This window comes from Modestobacter sp. VKM Ac-2977 (assembly GCF_026968045.1).
Lineage (GTDB): Bacteria > Actinomycetota > Actinomycetes > Mycobacteriales > Geodermatophilaceae > Modestobacter.
This window is the reverse complement of sequence record NZ_JAPVBQ010000005.1, coordinates 97677-118167: the sequence shown is the minus strand read 5'-3', so window position 1 is coordinate 118167 and position 20491 is coordinate 97677. Positions and strand designations below refer to the sequence as shown.

Below are 20491 nucleotides of genomic sequence, written 5' to 3'. Positions count from 1 at the left end.
CCGGTCTCAGAGGCGCGCGGGGGAAGCGTGCACCCGCAGCTCCCCACCCGGACCGACGTGCACGGGCATGGGATCGGTGAGGTGACCGACGAACCGTCCGTCGTCGTCCTCGTTCTCCCAGGCGAAGAAGCTCCACTCCCCACGGTGCTCCAGCAGCCGTCCGGCGTAGTGGCGCGCCCGCTGGTCGCCGACGAGGAAGTCGTCGCGCTCCAGGACGTACGGGCCGAACCGGTCGGCCGAGGTCAGGTAGTGGGTGCCCCCTTCGGCCACCACGCCGGCGCGCGCCAGCCGCCGTGCGCTGTGCTCCCCCGAGGTCGTGCAGAACAGGACCCGCCACGCACCGCCGATGCGGACGAGCTGGGGCACCTCCAGGTGGTAGAACTCCCCTGGCTCGGACACCGGCGGCCCCGCCACCCAGGACGTGAGGTCCGGCGCGGAGGCGTGGCCGACGACGCCCCGGCCGTCGTGCGGCCCGTGGTTCGCCCGCGCGGTGATGAACATGTGGAACTCCTGCGTTCCCTCGTCCCACCACACCCACGGGTCGCGCCAGGCCTCCTCGCGCGTCCGGTCGTCGAGCTTCTCGTACCAGCGGGGGTCCGCCTCCAGCACCTGACCGTGCTTCGTCCAGGACGTCAGGTCTGGGGAGCTGGCGCGTCCGATGCGCTGCACGCGCCCGGACTCGGCCCGGGACACCCCGGTGTAGAACATGTGCCACTCGCCCCCGGCGCGCAGCACGCTGCCGGTCCAGGTGGCCAGGTCGTCGAAGGCACCGGCCTGCCCCGGCTCCAGCGCCGTGGGCAGCACCTCCCAGGAACGCAGGTCCTGCGAGACCGCGTGCCCGATCGTGGCGTGGTGGTGGCGCAGGTCCGGATCCCCGAGCGAGCGGGGTGCCTGCAGGTAGAAGACGTGGATGTCGTCGCCGTCCTGGGCGAACCAGAAGTCCCAGACCCATCGGTCGGCAAGGGCGAGGGTCATCGGATCAGCCCTTCAGGCCAGAGGAGGCGACGCTCTGGACGAACCATCGCTGGAAGAGGAGGAAGACGAGGAGGACCGGCAGCACCATGAGGACTCCGAAGGCGAAGATCTGACCCCAGTCGTAGGGCGGCTGACCTTGGAAGACCGCGATCTCCAGCGGCAGCGGCCTGCGCTGCGGCTGGTCCACCATCATCACCGGCCACAGGAACGACCCCCACGCGGTGAGGAACGACAAGATGGTCACCGTCGCGAAGACCGGCTTGGAGTTCGGCACGATGATCAGGAAGAAGGTCCGCCACGGACCGGCGCCGTCGACGCGGGCGGCCTCCTCCATCTCCTTCGGCAGGCCGGCGAAGAACGAGTAGAAGAGGTAGATCGAGAAGGCGCTGGCCACGAACGGCAGGAACTGCACGTAGTACGTGTTGCGGTGGTCGTTGAGCAGGTAGAACAACGGCACCGCGATCGCCTCGAAGGGCAGGATCACCAGCAGCACCACGATCATCAGCACCGCGTCCCGCCCCCGCCAGCGCAGCCGGGCCAGGGCGTAGGCGGCCATCGAGTTGACGACCAGTCCGCCGAGGACCACGACACCGGCGACGATGAGCGACGTGAGGTAGAAGTCGCTGAAGCGGCCGGTCGCCGGGCTGTCGAACCGGTCGAGCATGCCCGTGTAGTTGCCCAGGGAGAGGTCCCGCGGGAGGAACCCGGACAACCCGTCGATCACCTCGCCGGCGGGCTTGAAGCTCCCGATGACCATGTAGGCGATCGGGGCGACGAAGACCACGGTGAGGACGGTGAGGAGGAGGTAGGCACCGGCGCGGCCGGCCCGGCCCTGCGCGCGGCGACGGTGGGTGCGACGGTGGACGGTGGCGCTCATGCGACCTCGCGCTCCTCACGCAGCAACCGGCGCTGCACCAGGGTGACCACCAGCACGATGACGAAGAACAGCACCGTGATCGCCGACGCCCTCCCGACGTTGTTCGCGTCGAACGCCGTGGTCACCGCCTGGTACATGACCGTCGTGGTGGCCTCCTGTGGACCGCCTTGGGTCATCACGTAGACCTGGTCGAACAGGCGGAAGGACAGGATGGTGGTCACCATGACCACGAAGATCAGCGTGTTCCGCAGGCCCGGCAGGGTGATGTGCACGAACTGCCGCCACCGTCCGGCCCGGTCCAGCGCCGCGGCCTCGTAGAGGTCTCCAGGGATCCCCTGCAACCCGGCCAGGATGATCACCATCTGCAGCCCCACGCCCTGCCAGATGGACATGATGATGATCGAGAGCAGCGCCGTGCTCTCGTTGCCGAGCCAGTCGTAGGGGCCCAGCAGCCCGAAGGACGCCGTGTCCAGGAACGCGTTGAGCATCCCGAGGTCGTCGCGGGCGTAGATGAGCTTCCAGACCACCGCGACCAGCGCCATGGGGAAGACGACGGGCATGAAGAAGAAGGTGCGGAAGAACGCCATCCCGCGCAGCGGCCGGTTCAGCAGCACGGCCAGGGCCAGGGCCAGGGCCGTCTGCACCGGCACCACGACGGCGGCGAAGACGAGGTTGTTGAGCAGGCCCCGGTAGAACTCACCCCGGAAGTTCGGGTCGAACAGGATGCGCCGGTACTGCTCCACGCCGAACCAGCCCGGCGGCGTGGGCGAGTCCAGCCGCACGTTGTGCAGCGACAGCCACACCGCCAACCCGAACGGCACGACCACGAAGGCCAGCAGCCCGAGTGCAGCAGGTGCGGCCATCGTCATCGCCGGCAGGGTGTCGCGGCGCAGTCCGCGGGCCGCCTTGCGCGGGCTGAGCAGCGGCGCGGGGTCTGAGGTGCTCATCGCTCGGTGTCTCCTCCCTGCCCGGAGCCGGCGCGGAGCGCGCGCGTGTCCGCGTGCGCTCCGCGCCGTGCCCTGCCCGGACCCGTCGTTGCCGTCAGGACCCGTAGTTGTCGTTGTCCTGGTAGTCCAGGTCGATCAGCTCGGCCGCCGAGTCCAGCAGCTCCTGGGCATCGCCACCGTCGTAGGCGCCGAAGAACGCCTCGGAGAACTGCTGGCTGATCACCGGGTACGCCGGGGTGACCGGCCGGGGCACCGCGACGCAGTCCGGCGTGGGCTCACCGTCACCGCAGGTCAGCTCCAGCTGGCGGGCGAAGAGCTCGAGCGGCCCGCCCTCCTGGTACAGCTCGCTCTCAGCGGTCACGCTGGTGGTTCCCGGGGGTGCGGCGTTGGCGTCGGTCATGCCGGAGACGGCCTCGTCCGAGGCGAGGCAGTCCAGGAGCGCCCCGGCCGCCGCGCCGTTCTCGGTGGCGGGGTTGACCCCCCACGCCCACGAGCCCTGGCCGCTCTTCGGGCCCGCACCGAAGTCCGGCAGCGGGAGGACGACCAGGTCCTCCCCGAGCGCCTCGTCGTAGGTGTTGTAGACCCAGTGACCCACCCAGCTCAGCGGGACCCGCCCGTCGACGAACGCCTTGTCGTCGGTGTTGGGGTCGATGTACTGACGCAAGCCGGCAAACCGCTCGACGGCCTCCACGACGGGCGCGCTGTTCAGGTTCCCCTGCGCGACGCCGTCCTCCACGACCTGCTCACCCGCGGAGTAGACGATCGGCAGGAACCCGAAGGTGGGCCACTCCGCGCCGTAGTTCTCCTTGATGTCGAGCACCTTCTGGTCCGGGTCCGCGGCCGCGAGGGTCTGCAGCGCGGCCTCGAACTCCTCCGCCGTCCAGGCGTCCTCGAGTCCCTGCGGGTAGGACACCCCCGCGGCGTCCAGGAGCGCCTTGTTCCCGTAGATGCCGAGCGAGGAGTCGTACTGCGAGATGCCGTAGACCTCGCCGTCGGCCGGGTAGGTGTTCTGGGCCAGGACCGAGTCCGTCTGGTTCTCCAGCGTCTCGGCCGAGACCAGGTCGCCCACGGGTGCGAGCTTCTGGGCGTACGCCAGGGAGGCCATCATCGGCCCGTCGTACTCGAGGACGTCGGGCAACTCGTCCGGGTCCGTCGTCGTCACGGTCCGCATGTAGTCGGCCTCGGGGATCAGCTGCAGCGTCGCCTGGACGTCCTCCTGGGAGGCGTTGCAGTCGTCGATCGTCTGCTGCAGCACATCGACCTCGGCCGGCTGGCCCTGGTGGGCCCAGACCGTGATCTCCCCCGTGCCGTTGCCGGGCTCCGCACCACTGTCGGTCCCGCCTCCGCTGCAGCCCGAGACGGCGACGACCGACGTTGCGGCGAGGACGACGCCCCACCGTGCCCGTGCTACGTGCATGGCTACCTCCAAGCAAGATCCACCCTCGTTGGCGAATCGATTCGCCAACCGTGGCAGCGTGTCCCTAACCTGTCAAGCGTCGGCCGTGACCGACGTGTCCACCCCGTCGGGAGGAGGTTCCGTGGAGGTCGTGATCGTGCCGTGCCCGGCAGCGGTCGGGCGACTGGTCGCCGACGTGGCCACGCAGATGCTCGTCGGTGGGGCCCGCACGCCGGGCCCGGTCACCGGCTCGCCCCCGCCGGCGGTCCGCCAGGAGCTCGCCCGACGCGCGGCCGGCCACCTGGAACGGGCGGACCGCCACCGGCACCTGGCCGCCCACCGGCTCGTCCGGCAGGGCTGGTGACCGCTTCCGGCCCGGTGCGCACCGTGGTCGCGGTCGACCTCGGCGGGACGGGCATCAAGGCGGCCCGGCTGGACCTGCACGGCAGGGTGGTGGCGCGTCGGACCGTGGCCACACCGGTGGCCGCCGGAGCCGGGGCCGTGGTGAACGCCGTCGGCGAGGTCGCTCGGTCCCTCGTCGTCCCCGGAACCGTCGGCGTCGGCCTCTGCGCCCCCGGGGTGCTCGACACCGCAGCTGGCCTGGTCCGCTACGCCCCCAACCTCGGGATGCGCGACGTCGCGCTGGCCGCTGCGGTACAGCAGCACGTGGGTGCGCCGGTGGTCATGGAGCACGACGTGCGGGCGGCCTGCCTGGCCGAGCATCGGATGGGCCTCGGGCGTGGCGTCGACGACCTGGTCGTCATCGCCCTGGGCACCGGGGTCGCCGCCGGGGTGGTCACCGGCGGACGTCTCGTCACGGGCGCGGCAGGAGCGGCCGGCGAGCTCGGCCACGTGCCCGTGCACGTCGGTGGGGAGCCCTGCCCGTGCGGGCAGCGCGGGTGCCTGGAGGCCTACGCCTCGGCCGGCGGGATCGTCCGCCGCCACCGTGCCGCGGGAGGAGCTGCCGGCCGAACCGCGGCGGACATCGCCGCGAGCGCGTTCCACGAGCCCGTGGCGGCCCGGATCTGGCAGGAGGGCGCAGAGGCCCTCGCCCGCGCGCTGGTCACGATCACCATGATCCTGGACCCGTCCGTGATCGCCCTGACCGGAGGACTCACCGGGGCCGGCGAACACCTGCTGGGGCCCGTCCGAACCGCGCTGGCTGCCGGTCTCGCCTGGCGCGAGCCCCCGCGGGTGGCCATCTCGGCGCTGGGGGCGGAGGCGAGCCTCTACGGTGCCGCGCTGCACTTCCTGGAGACCGCCGGGCTGCACGCGGTCCCCACCTCGTGGCAGGCGCCCACCGGTGACCGGGGCGCAGTGCCCAGCCAGGAGGACGGCGGTTGCTGATCACCGCTGGGCGGCTGGTGACCCTGGCACCGTCCTGACCCCTCGCTGACTCGAGGTCAGCGGAAGCCGGCTGATCAGCTGGTCGTGCCGGGGTTCGTGGACGTCCATGTCCAGGGCGGCGGGACGCGTACGCCGGGCGGGGACCCTAGGGTCGGGGGCATGCGTGCGGTGACGATCTCCTCCCCTGGCGGCCCCGAGGTGCTCGGCTGGGGTGAGGTGCCCGACCCGGTCTGCGGGCCCGGCGAGGTGCTGGTCGACGTGGCCGCCACCGCGGTGAACCGCGCCGACACGCTGCAGCGCCAGGGGCACTACCCGCCCCCGCCGGGTGCCAGCGAGGTGCTCGGCCTGGAGTGCAGCGGGGTGATCAGCGAGGTCGGCGCCGACGTGACCGGCTGGTCGGTGGGCGACGAGGTCTGCGCACTGCTGTCCGGTGGCGGGTACGCCGAACGGGTCGCCGTCCCCGCCGGGCAGCTGCTCCCCCGGCCGGCGGGTGTCGAGCTGGCCACCGCCGCGGCGCTGCCCGAGGTCGTGTGCACCGTCTGGTCCAACGTCTTCATGCTCGCCGGGCTGCGGGCCGGCGAGGTGTTCCTGGTGCACGGCGGCTCCAGCGGCATCGGCACCATGGCGATCCAGCTCGCCGCGCGCGCCGGCGCCCGGGTGGCGACCACGGCCGGCAGCGCCGAGAAGCTGGCCTTCTGCCGCGAGCTGGGCGCGGACATCGGCGTCGACCACCGCGAGCAGGACTTCGTCGAGGTGGTGCGGGAGGCCACCGACGGGCACGGCGCGGACGTCGTCCTGGACATCATCGGCGCCAAGTACCTGGCCCGGAACCTCGACGTGCTGGCCACCGGCGGCCGGCTGGTGGGCATCGGCATGCAGGGCGGCACGAAGGCCGAGATCGACCTCGGCAAGCTGATGCGCAAGCGCGGGTCGGTGCACGCGACCACGCTGCGCTCACGGCCCGCGACCGGGCCCGGGGGCAAGGCCGAGATCGTGGCGGCAGTGCGGCACGACGTGTGGCCCGACGTCGAGCGGGGCGTCGTCCGGCCGATCGTGGACCGGCGGCTGCCGATGTCCCGGGCCGGCGAGGCACACGCCCTGCTGGAGTCCAGCACCCACATCGGCAAGGTCCTGCTCGTCCCCGACGCCTGACGGCTACCGCAGGTCGGCGACGGCGTCGACGAGGCGGTCGACCTCCTCGACGGTGTTGTAGTGCATCAGGCCCAGCCGCACGGCGCCGCCGGTCTCGTTGACCCCGATCGCATCGAACAGCTCGCGGGAGTAGAAGTCGCCGTCCCAGGCGCAGACACCGCTCCGGGCGAGCTCGGTGGCCGCCTGCCGGGGGCGCAGCCGGTCGACGGTGAAGGACAGCGTCGGCGTGGTCCACGCCGGGTCGCCCAGCACCTGCACGTGCGCCATCGACCGCAGCGCCCCGTCCAGCCGGGTGAACAGCTGCTCCTCGTAGCGGCTCACCGCGGCCATCGAGGTGCGCAGCCGCTCCCGCCGGGTGCCGGTGGCCTCGAGGCAGAGGGCCGCCAGGTGGTCCACCGAGGCCGCGACGCCGGCGTAGAGCTCGAACGGCGGCGCGCCCGTCTCGAACCGGTCGGGCACCCGCTCCGACGCGGGCAGCAGCTTGTCCGGCCACAGCTCCTCGAGCAGTCCCGGGTGGGCGACCAGCGCGCCGACGTGCGGCCCGCACCACTTGTAGGCCGACAGCAGGAGGAAGTCCGCACCCAGCTCCTCGACGTCCAGCGGGGCGTGCGGTGCGGCGTGCGCGGCGTCGACGACCACCAGTGCCCCGACCCGGTGCGCGCGCTCGGCGATCGAGGCGACGTCGGGGCGGGTGCCGATGGCGCTGCTGGCCGCGGTCACGGCGACCAGCCGGGTGCGGTCGGTGACCAGCTCGTCGTACTGCCAGTCCGGCAGCTCGCCGGTCTCGATGTCCACCTCGGCCCACCGCACGACCATGCCGAGCTCGTCGGCGACCTGCAGCCACGGGCGGATGTTGGCGTCGTGGTCCAGCCGGCTGACCACGAGCTCGTCGCCGCGGCGCCAGTGCTTGGCCAGCGCCCGGGCGACGGCGTAGGTCAGCGTCGTCATGTTCGGCCCGAGGACGACTCCGGCGGGTGCGCCGCCCACCAGGTCGGCCACCGCGGAACGCGCGCCGGCGACCAGCTGCTCGGCCCGGGCGGAAGAGGCGAAGACGCCGCCCCGGCCGGCGATCGGCACCCGCATGGCCTGGGAGACGGCGCGCACCACGCTCTCCGGCACGAGCGCGCCCCCGGGCCCGTCGGCGTGCACGAGGCCGTCGGACAGCCCCGGGAACAGGCCCCGGACGCGGGCCACGTCCAGCTGGCCCTCCCCCGACGACATGCGGGGAGCGTAGTCAGTCGGCCGGTCGCGCCGGACCGGTGCGGCCCCTCGGCGGGCAGCCCGACGACACCGGGGCAGGATGGGGGCATGACAGCACCAGGCACCGGTGAGCCAGGCCGCCAGCAGGTCCTCGTCGTGGGCCCGGACGGGCAGCCGGTCGGCGGCATGCACCTGCCGGAGGGCGACGAGGGCGGCATGGCGGGGGTCGGCGACCTCGTCGAGCAGCCGGCGAAGGTCATGCGGATCGGCACGATGATCAAGCAGCTGCTCGAGGAGGTCCGGGCGGCGCCGCTGGACGACGCCAGCCGCAACCGGCTGCGCGACATCCACGCCTCCTCCATCCGCGAGCTGGAGCAGGGGCTGGCCCCCGAGCTGCGCGAGGAGCTGGAGCGGATCACGCTGCCGTTCACCGAGGGCGAGACCCCCTCGGACGCCGAGCTGCGGATCGCCCAGGCTCAGCTGGTCGGCTGGCTGGAGGGCGTCTTCCACGGCATCCAGACCGCGCTCTTCGCCCAGCAGATGGCCGCCCGGGCCCAGCTGGAGGAGATGCGCCGCAAGGCCCTCCCACCCGGCGCACCGGCCCAGGAGCACCGCCCCGGTGGAGGCCAGTACCTCTAGCCGGAGCCGATCCGCTCAGTGGACGAGGAGCTCCTCGTCCGGGGCCGGCCGGGGCACCGGCACGGCGGACTGGCCGTGCATCGTGCGGGCCACGTGCTGCAGGTCCAGACACGGCAGCAGCCGGGTGTCCGCACCCACCTGCACGAGGGGCGACCGCCGCAGGAGGTCCGCCAGCCGGTCCGCGCCCGGCCGGCCGGGCTGGTCGGGGTCGGTCCAGGTCAGCGGGTCGATGCTGCGCAACGCGTCGACGGCGAACGCCACCGGCTCGCCGACGTCCACGACCAGCAGACAGCTGGCCGCCGTCACCTCCAGCTGGGGCAGCCCGAGCAACGTGGCCAGGCACAGCACCGGGACGGCCGCCCCGCGGTGCACCACGACGCCCAGCACACCCCGGCCGACCGACGTCCCCGTGACCTCGGCCGGGTACGGGACGATCTCGCCGACCTGCTCCAGCGGCGTCGTGACGTCGATGCCGACGGAGAACGTCAGGTACGAGGGTGCACCGGTGGCGCTCACCCGCCCGCTGCCGCCCGGCGAGCCGGGGTCCGCACCGGCCGCCGGGGTGTTCATCGCGGCGAGCGCCAGCACCCGCGGATCGGCCAGCAGCGCCGCGCCGTCCAGCACCAGGCAGGTCGTGCCGTCCACGTCGGCCAGGCCACGCAGCAGCTCGGGCCGGGGGACGGCGAAGGCCGGCACCGGGAGCACGGCGCCCTCGGCGAGGTCGGTGAGCGCGATCAGCGCGTCCACGGCCAGGACCACGTGACCGCTGCCGGTGTCGACCACGACCCCGGCCTCAGCGGTGGACGTGCCCAGGCTGCCCAGCCCGAGCAGGGCCAGCGGATCGACGACGGCCACGTCCTGCCCGGCGAACCCGGTCACCCCGGGGCACACGCTGCCGGACAGCACCGAGGGCCGCGGCGACGGGCTCGGCAGCGTGGTGTGCACCTGGGCCACGTCCAGCGCGAGCACGTGCGGGCCGCACCGCAGCAGGGTCACCGACACCCGGTCGCCCGACGGGACCGGACCGTCCGCGCCGACCGACGAGGCCGACCGCGCCACGTCGGCGACGGTGGGCAGCCCGGGCCGGCACACGACCGCCGCCGCGTCGAGCACGCTGGTGGCCCGGCCGGTCTCCGGGTGCTGGAAGGTGTGCGAGAAGAGCAGCTCCCCGGCCGCCACCCGCATCGGCAGCAGCGCGGTGCGCGGGACCCTGGCGACCCCGCACACCTCGTCGGCCAGCAGACCCAGCGACTGCCCGTCCACCGCGACGACGACCACGACCTGGCCCGGGTGCCGCGCCGCCGGACGGCCCAGCACCAGCCGCAGGTCCACGACCGGCAGCACCGTCGTCCGCAGGTCCATGGCCCCCAGCAGGCCCACCGCATCTGCCGGCAGGCCGGCCAGCTCGGCCGGGCACGGCACGACCTCGCGCAGCACCGCCAGCGGCAGCGCGACGTCGACGCCGGCCAGCCGGATCATCCCGTAGACCTCACCGGCCGCCGTCCCGGTCGACGCGGCCGGCTGCACCCCGGACATCGCCCAGTCCTCGCCGGGCCGGCTCAGCGGGCCGGGTCGGCGGAGGTCAACTGGGCGATCAGGGCGTCGACCTCCTGCGAGGCTGCCTGCTGCCGGCAGGTGGCCGAGGAGATGGACTTGATGACCTCGTTGGTCTGCCCGACGCTGTCGACGATCCGGGCGAACGCCGCCTCGGCCCGCTGGGAGACCGTCGACCCCTGCTCCACCCGCTCCGCCGACTCCTCGATCAGCTTGCCGATCTGCTGTGCGGCGTCGAACGACCGCTCCGCGAGACGGCGGACCTCGCCGGCCACGATCGAGAAGCCCACCCCGTGCTCGCCGGCGCGGGCGGCCTCGATCGAGGCGTTGAAGGCCAGCAGGTTGGTCTGGTTGGCGATCTCCCCCATCACCCGGACGATCTCGGAGATCGACACCGAGGAGCGCTGGATCAGCGCGATCGCCTCGAGCGACGCCTGGAGCGCCTCGACGCCCTCCGCGGCGTCCCCGTGGGTCTTCTCGGCCAGGCCGGTCGCGGCGGCCGAACTGCGGGCGATCTCGTCGATCGAGGTGGCGAGCTTGCGGACCGAGGCCGTCATGTCCCGGGTGCCGTCGGACACCCGGCGCTCCCGCTCGACCTCGTTCGTCACGTCGTAGGCGTACTTCACCACCTTGACCGGAGCACCGGACAGGTCGAGCACCGGGTTGTAGGTGGCCTGGATGTGCACGTCGCGGCCGAACTTGCCCTTGCGGTGGAACCGGCCGGCGATGAGCTCGCCCTTGCCCAGCCGGAGCCAGAAGTCCCGGTACTCGGGGGAGACGCGGTACTCCTCGTCGCAGAAGAGGCTGTGGTGCTGACCGGTGACCTCGCGGAGCGAGTAGCCCATGGTGCGCAGGAAGTTGTCGTTGGCGGCGAGCACGTTGCCGTCGAGGTCGAACTCGATGACCGCCTGCGCGCGGTCGACGGCGTTGACCCGCGCCTCGATGTCGGCGTTGCGCAGCTTGGCGTCGGTGACGTCGCTGGCGAACTTCACGATCTTGAAGGGGCGGCCGTCGTCGTCCAGGATCGGGTTGTAGGTGGCCTGGATCCAGACCTCACCGCCGTCCTTGCCGACCCGGCGGTACTCGCCGCCGGCGTACTGGCCCCGGCCCAGCAGCTCCCAGAACTGCCGGTACTCGTCGGTGGCGGTGTACTCGGGGTCGCAGAACATGCGGTGGTGCCGGCCGACGACCTCCTCGAGCCGGTACCCCATGACCTCGAGGAAGTTGGGGTTGGCGCCCAGCACAACGCCGTCCAGGCCGAACTCGATCACCGCCTGGGAGCGCTCGATGGCGGCGACCTTGCCCCGCGACTCGGCGTTGTGGGTGCGCTGCTCGGTGAGGTCGCTGGCGAACTTGACGACCTTCACCGGACGACCGGTCAGGTCGAGGATCGGGTTGTAGGTGGCCTGCAGCCACACCTCGCGGCCGCCCTTGGCCACCCGCTTGTACAGACCGGAGGTGTAGCGGCCGGTGCCCAGGTCGGCCCAGAACTGCCGGTACTCGTCGGTGGCGACGTGCTCGGGCTCGCAGAACATGCGGTGGTGCTCGCCGACGACCTCGTCCAGCTCGTAGCCCATCGTGTCCAGGAACAGCTGGTTGGCGGAGAGCACGTGCCCGGCCAGGTCGAACTCGACCACCGCCTGCGAGCGCTCGATGGCAGCGACCTTGCCCGCGGAGTCGGCGGCGGCGAGCTTGACGGCGGTGACGTCGCTGGCGAACTTGACCACCTTCACCGGCGTCCCGGCACCGTCCAGGATGGGGTTGTAGGTGGCCTGCAGCCACACCTCGCGGCCACCCTTGGCGAGCCGGCGGTACTCCCCGCTGCTGAACGCCCCGGTCGCCAGGGCCGCCCAGAACTGCCGGTACTCCTGGGTGTCGGCTTGGGCGGGGTCGCAGAACATGCGGTGGTGCTCACCGACGACCTCGTCGAGCTCGTACCCCATGACGTCGAGGAAGTTCTGGTTCGCGGTGACCACGTGACCGGTCAGGTCGAACTCGATCACCGCCTGCGCCCGGTCGAGCGCCGCCACCAGGCTCGCGTACTCGTGCAGCTGGGCGGGGATCGGGGTGGAGCCCTTGGTGGTGGCGGCGGGCATGGGGGCCTCCGGTTGCTACGTGGCGTCGTCGCCTGCGGCCGGGTGTTGGACCGGTGACGGGGACCTCATCGGCAGTCCACGGATGCGGCGTGACCGGGTGGGCCACCATCCGGTGCCGAGCAACGCGAACGGCCCCGGCACACTGCGCCGGGGCCGTTCGTGCCGATCGGTCAGACGGTGAAGCGCCGGACGGCGTCCTGCAGCTCGTCGCTCATCCGGGCCAGGTCCGCGGCCGAGCGCTGCGCCTCCGCGACGCCCTCGTTGGTCTGCTGGGTGCCCGCGGCGAGTCCGGTGATCGCGGTGGCGATGCTGCGCGAGCTGCCCGCCGCCTCGGCCACGTTCCGGTTCATCTCGTTGGTCGTGGCGGTCTGCTCCTCCACCGCGGCGGCGATGGTGGCCTGGTAGTCGTTGATCTGGCCGATGACGTTGCTGATCTCCCCGATCGCCTCGACCGCACCGGCGGTGTCGGCCTGGATGGCCTCGACCCGCTGGGAGATGTCCTCGGTGGCCCGGGCGGTCTCCTGCGCCAGCTCCTTCACCTCGCTGGCCACCACCGCGAAGCCCTTGCCCGCCTCACCGGCACGCGCGGCCTCGATCGTGGCGTTCAGCGCCAGCAGGTTGGTCTGCTCGGCGATCCCGTTGATCAGCTTCACCACCGTGGCGATCTCCTGCGAGGAGTCACCCAGCTTGCCGACGGTCCGCGTCGTGTTCTCCGCGACGTTCACCGCCTGCCCGGCCACCCGCGACGCCTCGCTGGCGTTCCGGCTGATCTCCCGGATCGCCGCCTCCATCTGCTGGGAGCCGGTGGCGACGGTGTCCACGCTGGCGGCGACCTCCCCGGCGGAGCTGACGACGACGTCGGCCTGGCCGGTCGCCGCCCGGGCACTCTGGGCCATGCCCGCAGCGCCGGCGTTCAGCGCCTGCGACGCCACCGCCAGCCGGCCGGCGGAGTCGTTGACCAACCGGAGCACACCGCTGAGCGAGTCCAGCGTCGAGTCCAGGGAGCGGGCGACCTCCCCGATCTCGGCACCACCGGTGGCGCCGGCCCGGACGCTCAGGTCACCGTCGGCCACCTGGTCCAGCACCTCACGCACCCGCTGCACGGGGCGCATCACCGACCGGACGACGAGCAGCGCCAGGACGACGGAGACCAGCAGCCCGACCACGATGATCCCCAGCGTGAGGGCACGCGCACTGCTGTAGGCGTCCTCCGCCTCTGCCGCCGTGGCGACCGCGTCGGCGGCCGCCGCGTCGGTGGCGGCCACGATCGCCGTGGAGATGGTCGTCTCGGTGTCGTTCATCCGGGCGATGAGGGCGAGGGTCTCCTGTGGGGCGCGGGTGCCCTGGCCGGCGGACAGCTGCTGGAGCAGGCCGAGGTACTGCTGCGACGCGGCGACGAACTGGTCGTAGCCGGCCCGCGCCTCGGCCGACAGCGGCAGCTCGCCGGCGGCTGCGGTCTCCTCCGTCAGCGCCTGGAGGTTCTCCGTCGACGCCTGGGCGAAGGCCGCCCGGGTCTCGGCCGGCAGGGACGCGATGCTGGCCCGGGCGTTGCTGGCGGAGAACTGCCACCAGCCGGCCTGCAGTCGGCGGAGCGCATCCAGCGGGACGGCGCCCTCGGAGTACACCTGCTCGGCCTTGTCGCTGAGCATCGACATCCGCTGGATGCCGACCAGCCCGACGGTCAACGTGGTCAGCGCCACCAGCAGGATCGCCAGGAGGAGGCGGCCACGCAGCCCCACCCGGGCGGACAGCGACGGGCTCCCGGCCCTGCTCGACTCGGTGGTTGCCGGTCCCTGCGCCATGACGTCCATCTGTCCCTCTTCTGCCCACGGCGCGCCCGTGCGGCCCACCGCCTCTGTGATCGGCAGCGGCGCCCGCTCCTCGACCCGGTGTGTCGCACGCGATCGAGATCGGGAGGCGGTCCCCGGCCGGCCCGGGACGACGACGGCGCCGGCCACCGCGAGCTGCGGTGACCGGCGCCGCCGGGTCGGGCCCTGCGTCAGACGGTGAACCGGCTGACCGCGTCCTGCAGCTCGTCGCTCATCCGGGCCAGCTCGACCGCGGACCGCTGGGCGTCCTCGACCCGCTGGTTGGTCTCCGCCGTACCGGCAGCCAGCCCGGTGATCGCGGTGGCGATGCTGCGCGAGCTGCCCGCCGCCTCGGCCACGTTCCGGTTCATCTCGTTGGTCGTGGCGGTCTGCTCCTCCACCGCGGCGGCGATGGTGGCCTGGTAGTCGTTGATCTGGCCGATGACGGTGCTGATCTCCCCGATCGCGTCCACCGCACCGGCGGTGTCGGCCTGGATGGCCTCCACCCGGCGGGAGATGTCCTCCGTCGCCCGGGCGGTCTCCTGCGCCAGCTCCTTCACCTCACTGGCCACCACCGCGAAGCCCTTGCCCGCCTCACCGGCACGCGCGGCCTCGATCGTGGCGTTCAGCGCCAGCAGGTTCGTCTGCTCGGCGATCCCGTTGATCAGCTTCACCACCGTGGCGATCTCCTGCGAGGAGTCACCCAGCTTGCCGACGGTCCGCGTCGTGTTCTCCGCGACGTTCACCGCCTGCCCGGCCACCCGCGACGCCTCGCTGGCGTTCTGCGAGATCTCCCGGATCGCGGCCTCCATCTGCTGGGACCCGGTCGACACCGTGTCCACGCTGGAGGCGACCTCACCGGCCGAGGCCACCACGACGTCGGCTTGACCGGCCGCCGTCCGGGCGTTCTGCGCCATCGACTCGGCACCCGCGTTCAGCTGCAGTGACGCCGTGGCCAGCCGCCCGGCCGAGTCGTTGACCAGGCTCAGCACGCCACTGAGCGCGTCCAGCGTCTCGTCCAGCGACTCCGCGACCTGACCGAGCTCGGCACCGCCGGTGGCGCCGGCGCGCACCCGCAGGTCACCGGCGGTCACCTGGGCGAGCACCTCCCGGATCCGCTCGACCGGCCGGGTCACACTGCGTGCGACCAGCACGGCGAGGGCGACGGAGATCGCGAAACCGATCGCCACGCCGAGGAGCGTCAGGGTGCGGGCGGCGGCGTACGCGTCGCGGGCCTCCTGCACGGTGGCCTCGGTGGCGGCGATCTGCGCGTCGCTGGCCGCCGCGAGTGCATCGATGGCGTTGGTCTCGGCCTCGATCAGCGTGGGCAGCACGGACATCGGGTCGCCCCCGGACGCGGCGATCTCACCCATCTGGGCGCTGGCGTCGTCGTAGAGCGCGATCGCGGTCTGGAAGTCCTGGAACGCGGCCTCGGTGGCCGGCCGCAGGGTCACCTCGTCCAGGCCGGCGCGCAGCCCGTCCAGCGTCTCCCGGATGGCCGCCGTCTGCTCCTGCAGGGACTGCACGATCTCCGGCGAGAGGCCCGCACCCGTGGAGCGGGAGATGGTCGCCTGGTACTGCCAGTAGGTGGAACGGAGCAGCAGGATGTCGCGGAGCGGGACGGCTCCCTCCTCGTAGACCACCTCGGCCTGGTGGCTGAGCGCGGACATCCGCGAGATGCCGAGGCCGCCGACGACGAGCGTCATCACCGCGACGGTCAGGAAGGCCGCGAGCAACCTGCCGCGCAGCCCGATCCGGGACAGCGGGTTGCCTGCACGCTCGTCCGTCGGGTCGGGGACGTGCGTGGCGGGGTCGTGGGTCGTCGGGTCCATGGCGTGCCTCTCGTCGCGCGGGCGCACGAGCGCGCCCCTCGCCCATGGGATCGGCACCATGGGCGACCGACTCCACCGGAGATCCGATAACGAAACGAATCGGTCGCCCGGTGGACGGTCAGGCGCGCAGGGAGGCCAGCAGCGTCGCGACGCCCTCGGCGTCGTTCGAGTCGGTCACGTCGGTGGCCGCCGCGAGCACGTCCGGGTGGGCGTGCGCCATCGCCACGGCGCGGCCGCCGCCCTCGCGCACCCAGTCGAAGGCGGCCAGGTCGTTGGGCATGTCGCCGAAGTAGACGACGTCGGCCGCCGTCAGCCCGCGTTCGGCGGCGAGCCGGGCCAGACCGGTGGCCTTCGTGATCCCGACGGCGGAGATCTCGGCCATCGCGTCGGACGAGGAGTACGTGACCGTGGCGGTGTCCCCCACGACCTCTGCGACCAGGGCGACGAACTCCTCGCGGCCCATCCGCTCGTGCCGGGCCAGCAGCTTGGCGACCGGCTGGGCGACCATCTCGGCCAGCGTGGCCACCGCGACGCCGGGGGCGTCCCGGTCCCAGCGCGGCCGGTAGATCGGCTCGTGCCGGAACTGGTCGCCGTACTCCACCGCGAACCAGGTGTCCGGTTGGTGCTCACGCAGCTGCCCGGTGACCTGCTGGAGCACCTCCGGCTGGACCGGGTGCTCCTCCAGCACCCGGAACTCCCCCAGGTCCAGCAGCACCGCGCCGTTGCAGCAGATCGCGGTGCCGCCGCCCAGGCGGTCCCGCACCCCGAGCATCCAGCGGGGCGGGCGGCCGGTGGCCAGCACCAGCGGGACGCCCTCGTCGGCCCAGCGGTGCAGCTCGGCCAGGGTGGCGTCGCTGATCGTCTCGTCGCTGCGCAGCAGCGTGCCGTCCAGGTCGCTGACGATGAGCTTCGGCCGCCAGTCAGACATCGGTGCCCTCCAGGGCGAGCAGGGCCTCGAGGTAGCGGGCGACGCCGTCGGCGTCGTGGCCGCTGGTCCGGTCACCGGCGGCGGCCCGGACGGTCAGGTGGGCGTTGGCCATCGCGACCGCCCGGCCCCCGGCGGCGGTGACCGCCTGGAACATCGGCAGGTCGTTGGGCATGTCGCCGAACACCAGCACGTCGCCGAAGCCGATGCCCAGCTCGGCCAGGACGACGGCCAGCCCGGTGGCCTTGGTGACCCCTGGCGGCAGCACCTCGATGAAGCCCAGCCCGGCGTGGGTCAGCTCGGCGTCGGCCGGGTCGACCACCGAGCGGGCCAGCGCGACCAACTGGTCCTCAGCCAGCCGCGGGGAGCGGAGGAACACCTTGAGCACCGCCCCGACCGGCAGCACCTCGTGCCGGGGCAGCAGGTGGGCCGGCTCCGGGTAGGGCCAGTCGAAGCCGTGCTGCACCCGCAGCGGGCGCAGCGCCTCGGCCTGCTCGGCGGCGTCCTCCACGGCCACGACCAGCTCACCGGCGACGTCCTCGATCGCGGCGATGACCTCGGTGGCGACCTCGCGGGTCATCCCGACGGTGCGCAGCACCTCGTCGGCGGCGCCGCCGGAGCCGAACCGGACGACGTAGCCGCCCTGGGCCAGGACGGCGATCCCCTGGCCGCCCAGCGCGGCGCGGACGCTCTCCAGCAGGCGGGGGCCGCGGCCCGTGGCCCCGACGACCGGGATGCCCGCGGCGCGGCAGGCGGCGACCGCAGCGGCGGTGCGCCCGCTGACCTCGCCGGCCGAGTCGAGCAGGGTGCCGTCCATGTCGCTGACCACCAGCCGCGGCCGCCAGCTGCCCAGCCGTGCCCCGAGGTCGCCGAGGTCGACCAGCTCCTGTGCGCGGCCGGCCGCGGCCGGCGCGGTGAGGCCACCACCGCCGGGCTGGTCCCCGGTCATGCGGGGAGGCCCGGTGCGGCGACCGCGGCCAGCGACATGCCGGGGGTGAGGACGGCGTGCCCGCCCAGCCAGGGGCGCAGTGCGGCGGGCACGTGCACCGAGCCGTCGGCCTGCTGGTGCACCTCGAGCAGGCAGGCGATGGTGCGGGCGATCGCGCACAGGGTGCCGTTGAGGGTGGCGGCCGGCTGCGGCTTCCCGTCGGCGTCCCGGTGCCGGATCTGCAGCCGGCGGGACTGGAAGGTGGTGCAGTCCGAGGTGCTGGTCAGCTCGCGGTAGGCGCCCTGGCTGGGGAACCACGCCTCGATGTCGAACTTGCGGGCGGCGCTGGTGCCCAGGTCACCGGCGGCGATGTCGACCACCCGGTAGGGCAGCTCGAGGAGTTGGAGGAACTCCTCCTCCCACTGCAGCAGGCGGCGGTGCTCGGCCTCGGCCTCCTCCGGCGCGCAGAAGCTGAACATCTCGACCTTGTCGAACCAGTGCACCCGGATGATGCCGCGGGTGTCCTTGCCGTAGGAGCCGGCCTCGCGGCGGAAGCAGGACGACCAGCCGGCGTAGCGGCGGGGCCCGGCGGAGAGGTCGAGAACCTCCTTGGCGTGCATCCCGGCGAGCGCCACCTCCGAGGTGCCGACCAGGTAGAGGTCGTCGCGCTCGACCCGGTAGATCTCCTCGTCGTGCTCGCCGGTGAAGCCGGTGCCCTCCATCGCCTCGGGCTTGACCAGGGCCGGGGCGATGACGGGGATGAAGCCGGCGGCGACGGCGCGGGTGATCGCCAGCTGGGCCAGCGCGAACTCCAGCAGCGCGCCCGGGCCGGTCAGGAAGTAGAAGCGGGCGCCGGAGACCTTCGCGCCGCGCTCCATGTCGATGGCGCCGAGGGCCTCACCGATCTGCAGGTGGTCACGCACCTGGAAGTCGTAGGTGGGCACCTCCCCCACGGTCCGGATCTCCACCGCGTCGTCCTCGCCGCCCGGCGGCACGTCGGGGTGGACGACGTTGGGGATCCGCAGGTGCAGCGCGTGCAGCCCCGCGTCGGCGGTGCGCTCGGCCTCCTCGGCCTCCTTCACCTGGGCGGCCAGCGCCTTCGCCTTCTCCAGGACGGCGGGACGCTCCTCCGGGCTGGCCTTCTTGACCGCCTGGGACGCCGCCTTCTGCTCCCCGCGCAGGTCGTCGGCGGCCTTCACGGCGGCCCGGCGTCCGGCGTCGGCGGCCAGCAGGGCGTCGACCAGCGACTCGTCGGCACCCCGGGCACGCTGACTGGCGCGGACGAGGTCGGGGTTCTCGCGGACGAGGCGCAGGTCGATCACGCCCTGATCGTAGGTGCCGGGGCCCGCGGCGACGGACCACCCGAGGGACACTGGGGCCATGCGGTTCCTCGGTGACACCCGCCCGGCCCACGACTTGACCTACGCCGACGTCTTCATGGTGCCGGCGCACTCGACGGTCGGTTCCCGGCTGGAGGTCGACCTGACCACCCCGGACCGGGTGGGGACGACGATCCCGATCGTCGTCGCCAACATGACCGCGATCTCCGGACGGCGGATGGCCGAGACCGTGGCCCGGCGCGGTGGCCTCGCCGTCCTGCCGCAGGACATCCCGGTCGACGTCGTCGGGGAGGTCGTGTCCTGGGTGAAGCACCGGCACCCGGTCTACGACACCCCGATCACGCTCTCCCCCACCTCCACCGTGGGCGAGGCGCTGTCGCTGCTGACCAAGCGGGCGCACGGCATCGTCGTGGTGGTGGAGGCCGGTGCCCCGGTCGGGATCGTCACCGACGGCCAGTGCCAGGGCGTCGACCGGTTCACCCAGCTGGCCGAGGTGATGACCCGCGACCCGCTGACCATCCCGGCCGGCACCGACCTGCCCAAGGTCTTCGACGTCCTGTCCGGCGAGCGGGTGAGCGCGGCCCCGGTGGTCGAGGGCGACCGGCTGGTCGGCGTCATCACCCGCAAGGGCGCACTGCGCTCGGCGATCTACACCCCGGCCACCGGGCCCGAGGGGCACCTGCTCACCTCCGCGGCGGTCGGCATCAACGGCGACGTCGCCGGGAAGGCGAGCGCCCTGCTCGCCGCCGGTGTCGACGTGCTCGTCGTCGACACCGCCCACGGGCACCAGGAGAGGGCCATCGAGGCGGTGGCCGCGGTCCGCTCGGTGGCCGGCTCGACGCCGGTCGTCGCCGGCAACGTGGTGACCGCGCAGGGCACCCGAGACCTGATCGAGGCCGGCGCGGACGTCGTCAAGGTCGGCGTCGGCCCCGGCGCCATGTGCACCACCCGGATGATGACCGGCGTCGGCCGCCCGCAGTTCTCCGCGGTCGAGGAGTGCGCCGCGGCCGCCCGCGAGCTCGGCAGGCACGTCTGGGCCGACGGCGGCGTGCGGCACCCGCGCGACGTGGCCCTCGCGCTGGCCGCGGGTGCGGCGAACGTGATGGTCGGCTCCTGGTTCGCCGGCACCTACGAGAGCGCCGGGGACCTGTACGAGGACGGCACCGGCCGCCAGTACAAGGAGAGCTTCGGGATGGCCTCGGCCCGCGCGGTGAAGGCCCGGACGTCGACGCAGAGCGGCTTCGACCGAGCCCGCGCCGGGCTGTTCGAGGAGGGGATCAGCTCCTCGCGGATGTACCTGGACCCGGCCCGGCCCGGCGTCGAGGACCTCATCGACCAGGTCGTGGCCGGCGTCCGCTCGTCGTGCACCTACGCCGGGGCGCGCACGGTCGACGAGCTGCACGAGGGTGCGGTGCTGGGCGTGCAGAGCGCAGCGGGCTACGAGGAGGGCCGCCCGCTGCCGACCAGCTGGTGAC

17 protein-coding genes are annotated in these 20491 nt (G+C 73.1%); 5 read left to right on the top strand and 12 right to left on the bottom strand.

What is annotated here, in order from left to right:
* Positions 1 to 6: 6 nt before the first annotated feature.
* From O2V63_RS20095 to O2V63_RS20080, 4 genes are all read right to left on the bottom strand, one after another.
* Complete coding sequence (locus tag O2V63_RS20095) at positions 7 to 975, bottom strand: hypothetical protein (RefSeq protein ID WP_269169248.1); 969 nt, start codon at positions 973 to 975, stop codon at positions 7 to 9.
* Positions 976 to 979: 4 nt separating this feature from the next.
* A complete protein-coding gene (locus O2V63_RS20090) occupies positions 980 to 1852 on the bottom strand; it encodes a carbohydrate ABC transporter permease (RefSeq protein WP_269169247.1) in 873 nt (290 codons plus the stop codon).
* Positions 1849 to 2799 carry a carbohydrate ABC transporter permease gene (locus O2V63_RS20085; protein WP_269169246.1) on the bottom strand — a complete coding sequence of 317 codons (951 nt, stop codon included), beginning with the start codon at positions 2797 to 2799 and terminating at the stop codon, positions 1849 to 1851. Before O2V63_RS20085 ends, O2V63_RS20090 begins: the two co-directional genes overlap by 4 nt.
* A gap of 94 nt (positions 2800 to 2893) precedes the next feature.
* Positions 2894 to 4216 carry an extracellular solute-binding protein gene (locus tag O2V63_RS20080; protein ID WP_269169245.1) on the bottom strand — a complete coding sequence of 441 codons (1323 nt, stop codon included), beginning with the start codon at positions 4214 to 4216 and terminating at the stop codon, positions 2894 to 2896.
* A 121-nt stretch (positions 4217 to 4337) separates the two neighbouring features.
* Here O2V63_RS20080 and O2V63_RS20075 point away from each other — a divergent pair, with 121 nt between their 5' ends.
* The 3 genes from O2V63_RS20075 (at position 4338) to O2V63_RS20065 (ending at position 6694) form a co-directional block, all read left to right on the top strand.
* Positions 4338 to 4559, top strand: a complete 222-nt coding sequence (locus O2V63_RS20075; protein WP_269169244.1) for a hypothetical protein — start codon at positions 4338 to 4340, stop codon at positions 4557 to 4559.
* A complete protein-coding gene (locus O2V63_RS20070) occupies positions 4556 to 5542 on the top strand; it encodes an ROK family protein (RefSeq protein WP_269169243.1) in 987 nt (328 codons plus the stop codon). The genes O2V63_RS20075 and O2V63_RS20070 overlap by 4 nt, the downstream gene beginning before the upstream one ends.
* Positions 5543 to 5701: 159 nt before the next feature.
* Positions 5702 to 6694: an NAD(P)H-quinone oxidoreductase gene (locus O2V63_RS20065; RefSeq protein ID WP_269169242.1), complete on the top strand. Its 993-nt coding sequence runs from the start codon at positions 5702 to 5704 to the stop codon at positions 6692 to 6694.
* A gap of 3 nt (positions 6695 to 6697) precedes the next feature.
* On the opposite strand, the gene O2V63_RS20060 is transcribed toward O2V63_RS20065, so the two are convergent.
* Complete coding sequence (locus tag O2V63_RS20060; RefSeq protein WP_269169241.1) at positions 6698 to 7915, bottom strand: cysteine desulfurase-like protein; 1218 nt, start codon at positions 7913 to 7915, stop codon at positions 6698 to 6700.
* Positions 7916 to 8002: 87 nt separating this feature from the next.
* On the opposite strand from O2V63_RS20060, the gene O2V63_RS20055 reads away from it, so the two are divergent.
* Positions 8003 to 8533: a bacterial proteasome activator family protein gene (locus O2V63_RS20055; protein ID WP_269161100.1), complete on the top strand. Its 531-nt coding sequence runs from the start codon at positions 8003 to 8005 to the stop codon at positions 8531 to 8533.
* Positions 8534 to 8548: 15 nt separating this feature from the next.
* On the opposite strand, the gene O2V63_RS20050 is transcribed toward O2V63_RS20055, so the two are convergent.
* The 7 genes from O2V63_RS20050 to serS all read right to left on the bottom strand — a co-directional run bounded on the left by O2V63_RS20050 (position 8549) and on the right by serS (position 18998).
* Positions 8549 to 10069 carry a chemotaxis protein CheW gene (locus O2V63_RS20050; RefSeq protein ID WP_269169240.1) on the bottom strand — a complete coding sequence of 507 codons (1521 nt, stop codon included), beginning with the start codon at positions 10067 to 10069 and terminating at the stop codon, positions 8549 to 8551.
* Between the two features lie 23 nt (positions 10070 to 10092).
* Positions 10093 to 12183, bottom strand: a complete 2091-nt coding sequence (locus tag O2V63_RS20045; protein WP_269169239.1) for a methyl-accepting chemotaxis protein — start codon at positions 12181 to 12183, stop codon at positions 10093 to 10095.
* Between the two features lie 170 nt (positions 12184 to 12353).
* Entirely contained in the window at positions 12354 to 13985 is a 1632-nt protein-coding gene (locus tag O2V63_RS20040; RefSeq protein WP_269169238.1) for a methyl-accepting chemotaxis protein, read from the bottom strand.
* 197 nt (positions 13986 to 14182) lie between these two features.
* Positions 14183 to 15823, bottom strand: a complete 1641-nt coding sequence (locus O2V63_RS20035; RefSeq protein ID WP_269169237.1) for a methyl-accepting chemotaxis protein — start codon at positions 15821 to 15823, stop codon at positions 14183 to 14185.
* A gap of 118 nt (positions 15824 to 15941) precedes the next feature.
* Positions 15942 to 16751 carry an HAD family hydrolase gene (locus tag O2V63_RS20030; RefSeq protein WP_269169236.1) on the bottom strand — a complete coding sequence of 270 codons (810 nt, stop codon included), beginning with the start codon at positions 16749 to 16751 and terminating at the stop codon, positions 15942 to 15944.
* Complete coding sequence (locus O2V63_RS20025; protein ID WP_269169235.1) at positions 16744 to 17697, bottom strand: HAD family hydrolase; 954 nt, start codon at positions 17695 to 17697, stop codon at positions 16744 to 16746. The genes O2V63_RS20030 and O2V63_RS20025 overlap by 8 nt, the downstream gene beginning before the upstream one ends.
* Positions 17694 to 18998 (bottom strand): serine--tRNA ligase, encoded by a 1305-nt coding sequence (serS, locus tag O2V63_RS20020; RefSeq protein ID WP_269169234.1) that lies wholly within the window; start codon positions 18996 to 18998, stop codon positions 17694 to 17696. Before serS ends, O2V63_RS20025 begins: the two co-directional genes overlap by 4 nt.
* Positions 18999 to 19056: 58 nt before the next feature.
* Here serS and O2V63_RS20015 point away from each other — a divergent pair, with 58 nt between their 5' ends.
* The gene (locus tag O2V63_RS20015; protein WP_269169233.1) at positions 19057 to 20490 is read left to right on the top strand and encodes a GuaB1 family IMP dehydrogenase-related protein; all 1434 of its coding nucleotides are present in this window, start codon (positions 19057 to 19059) and stop codon (positions 20488 to 20490) included.
* The last annotated feature ends 1 nt before the right edge of the window (position 20491 follow it).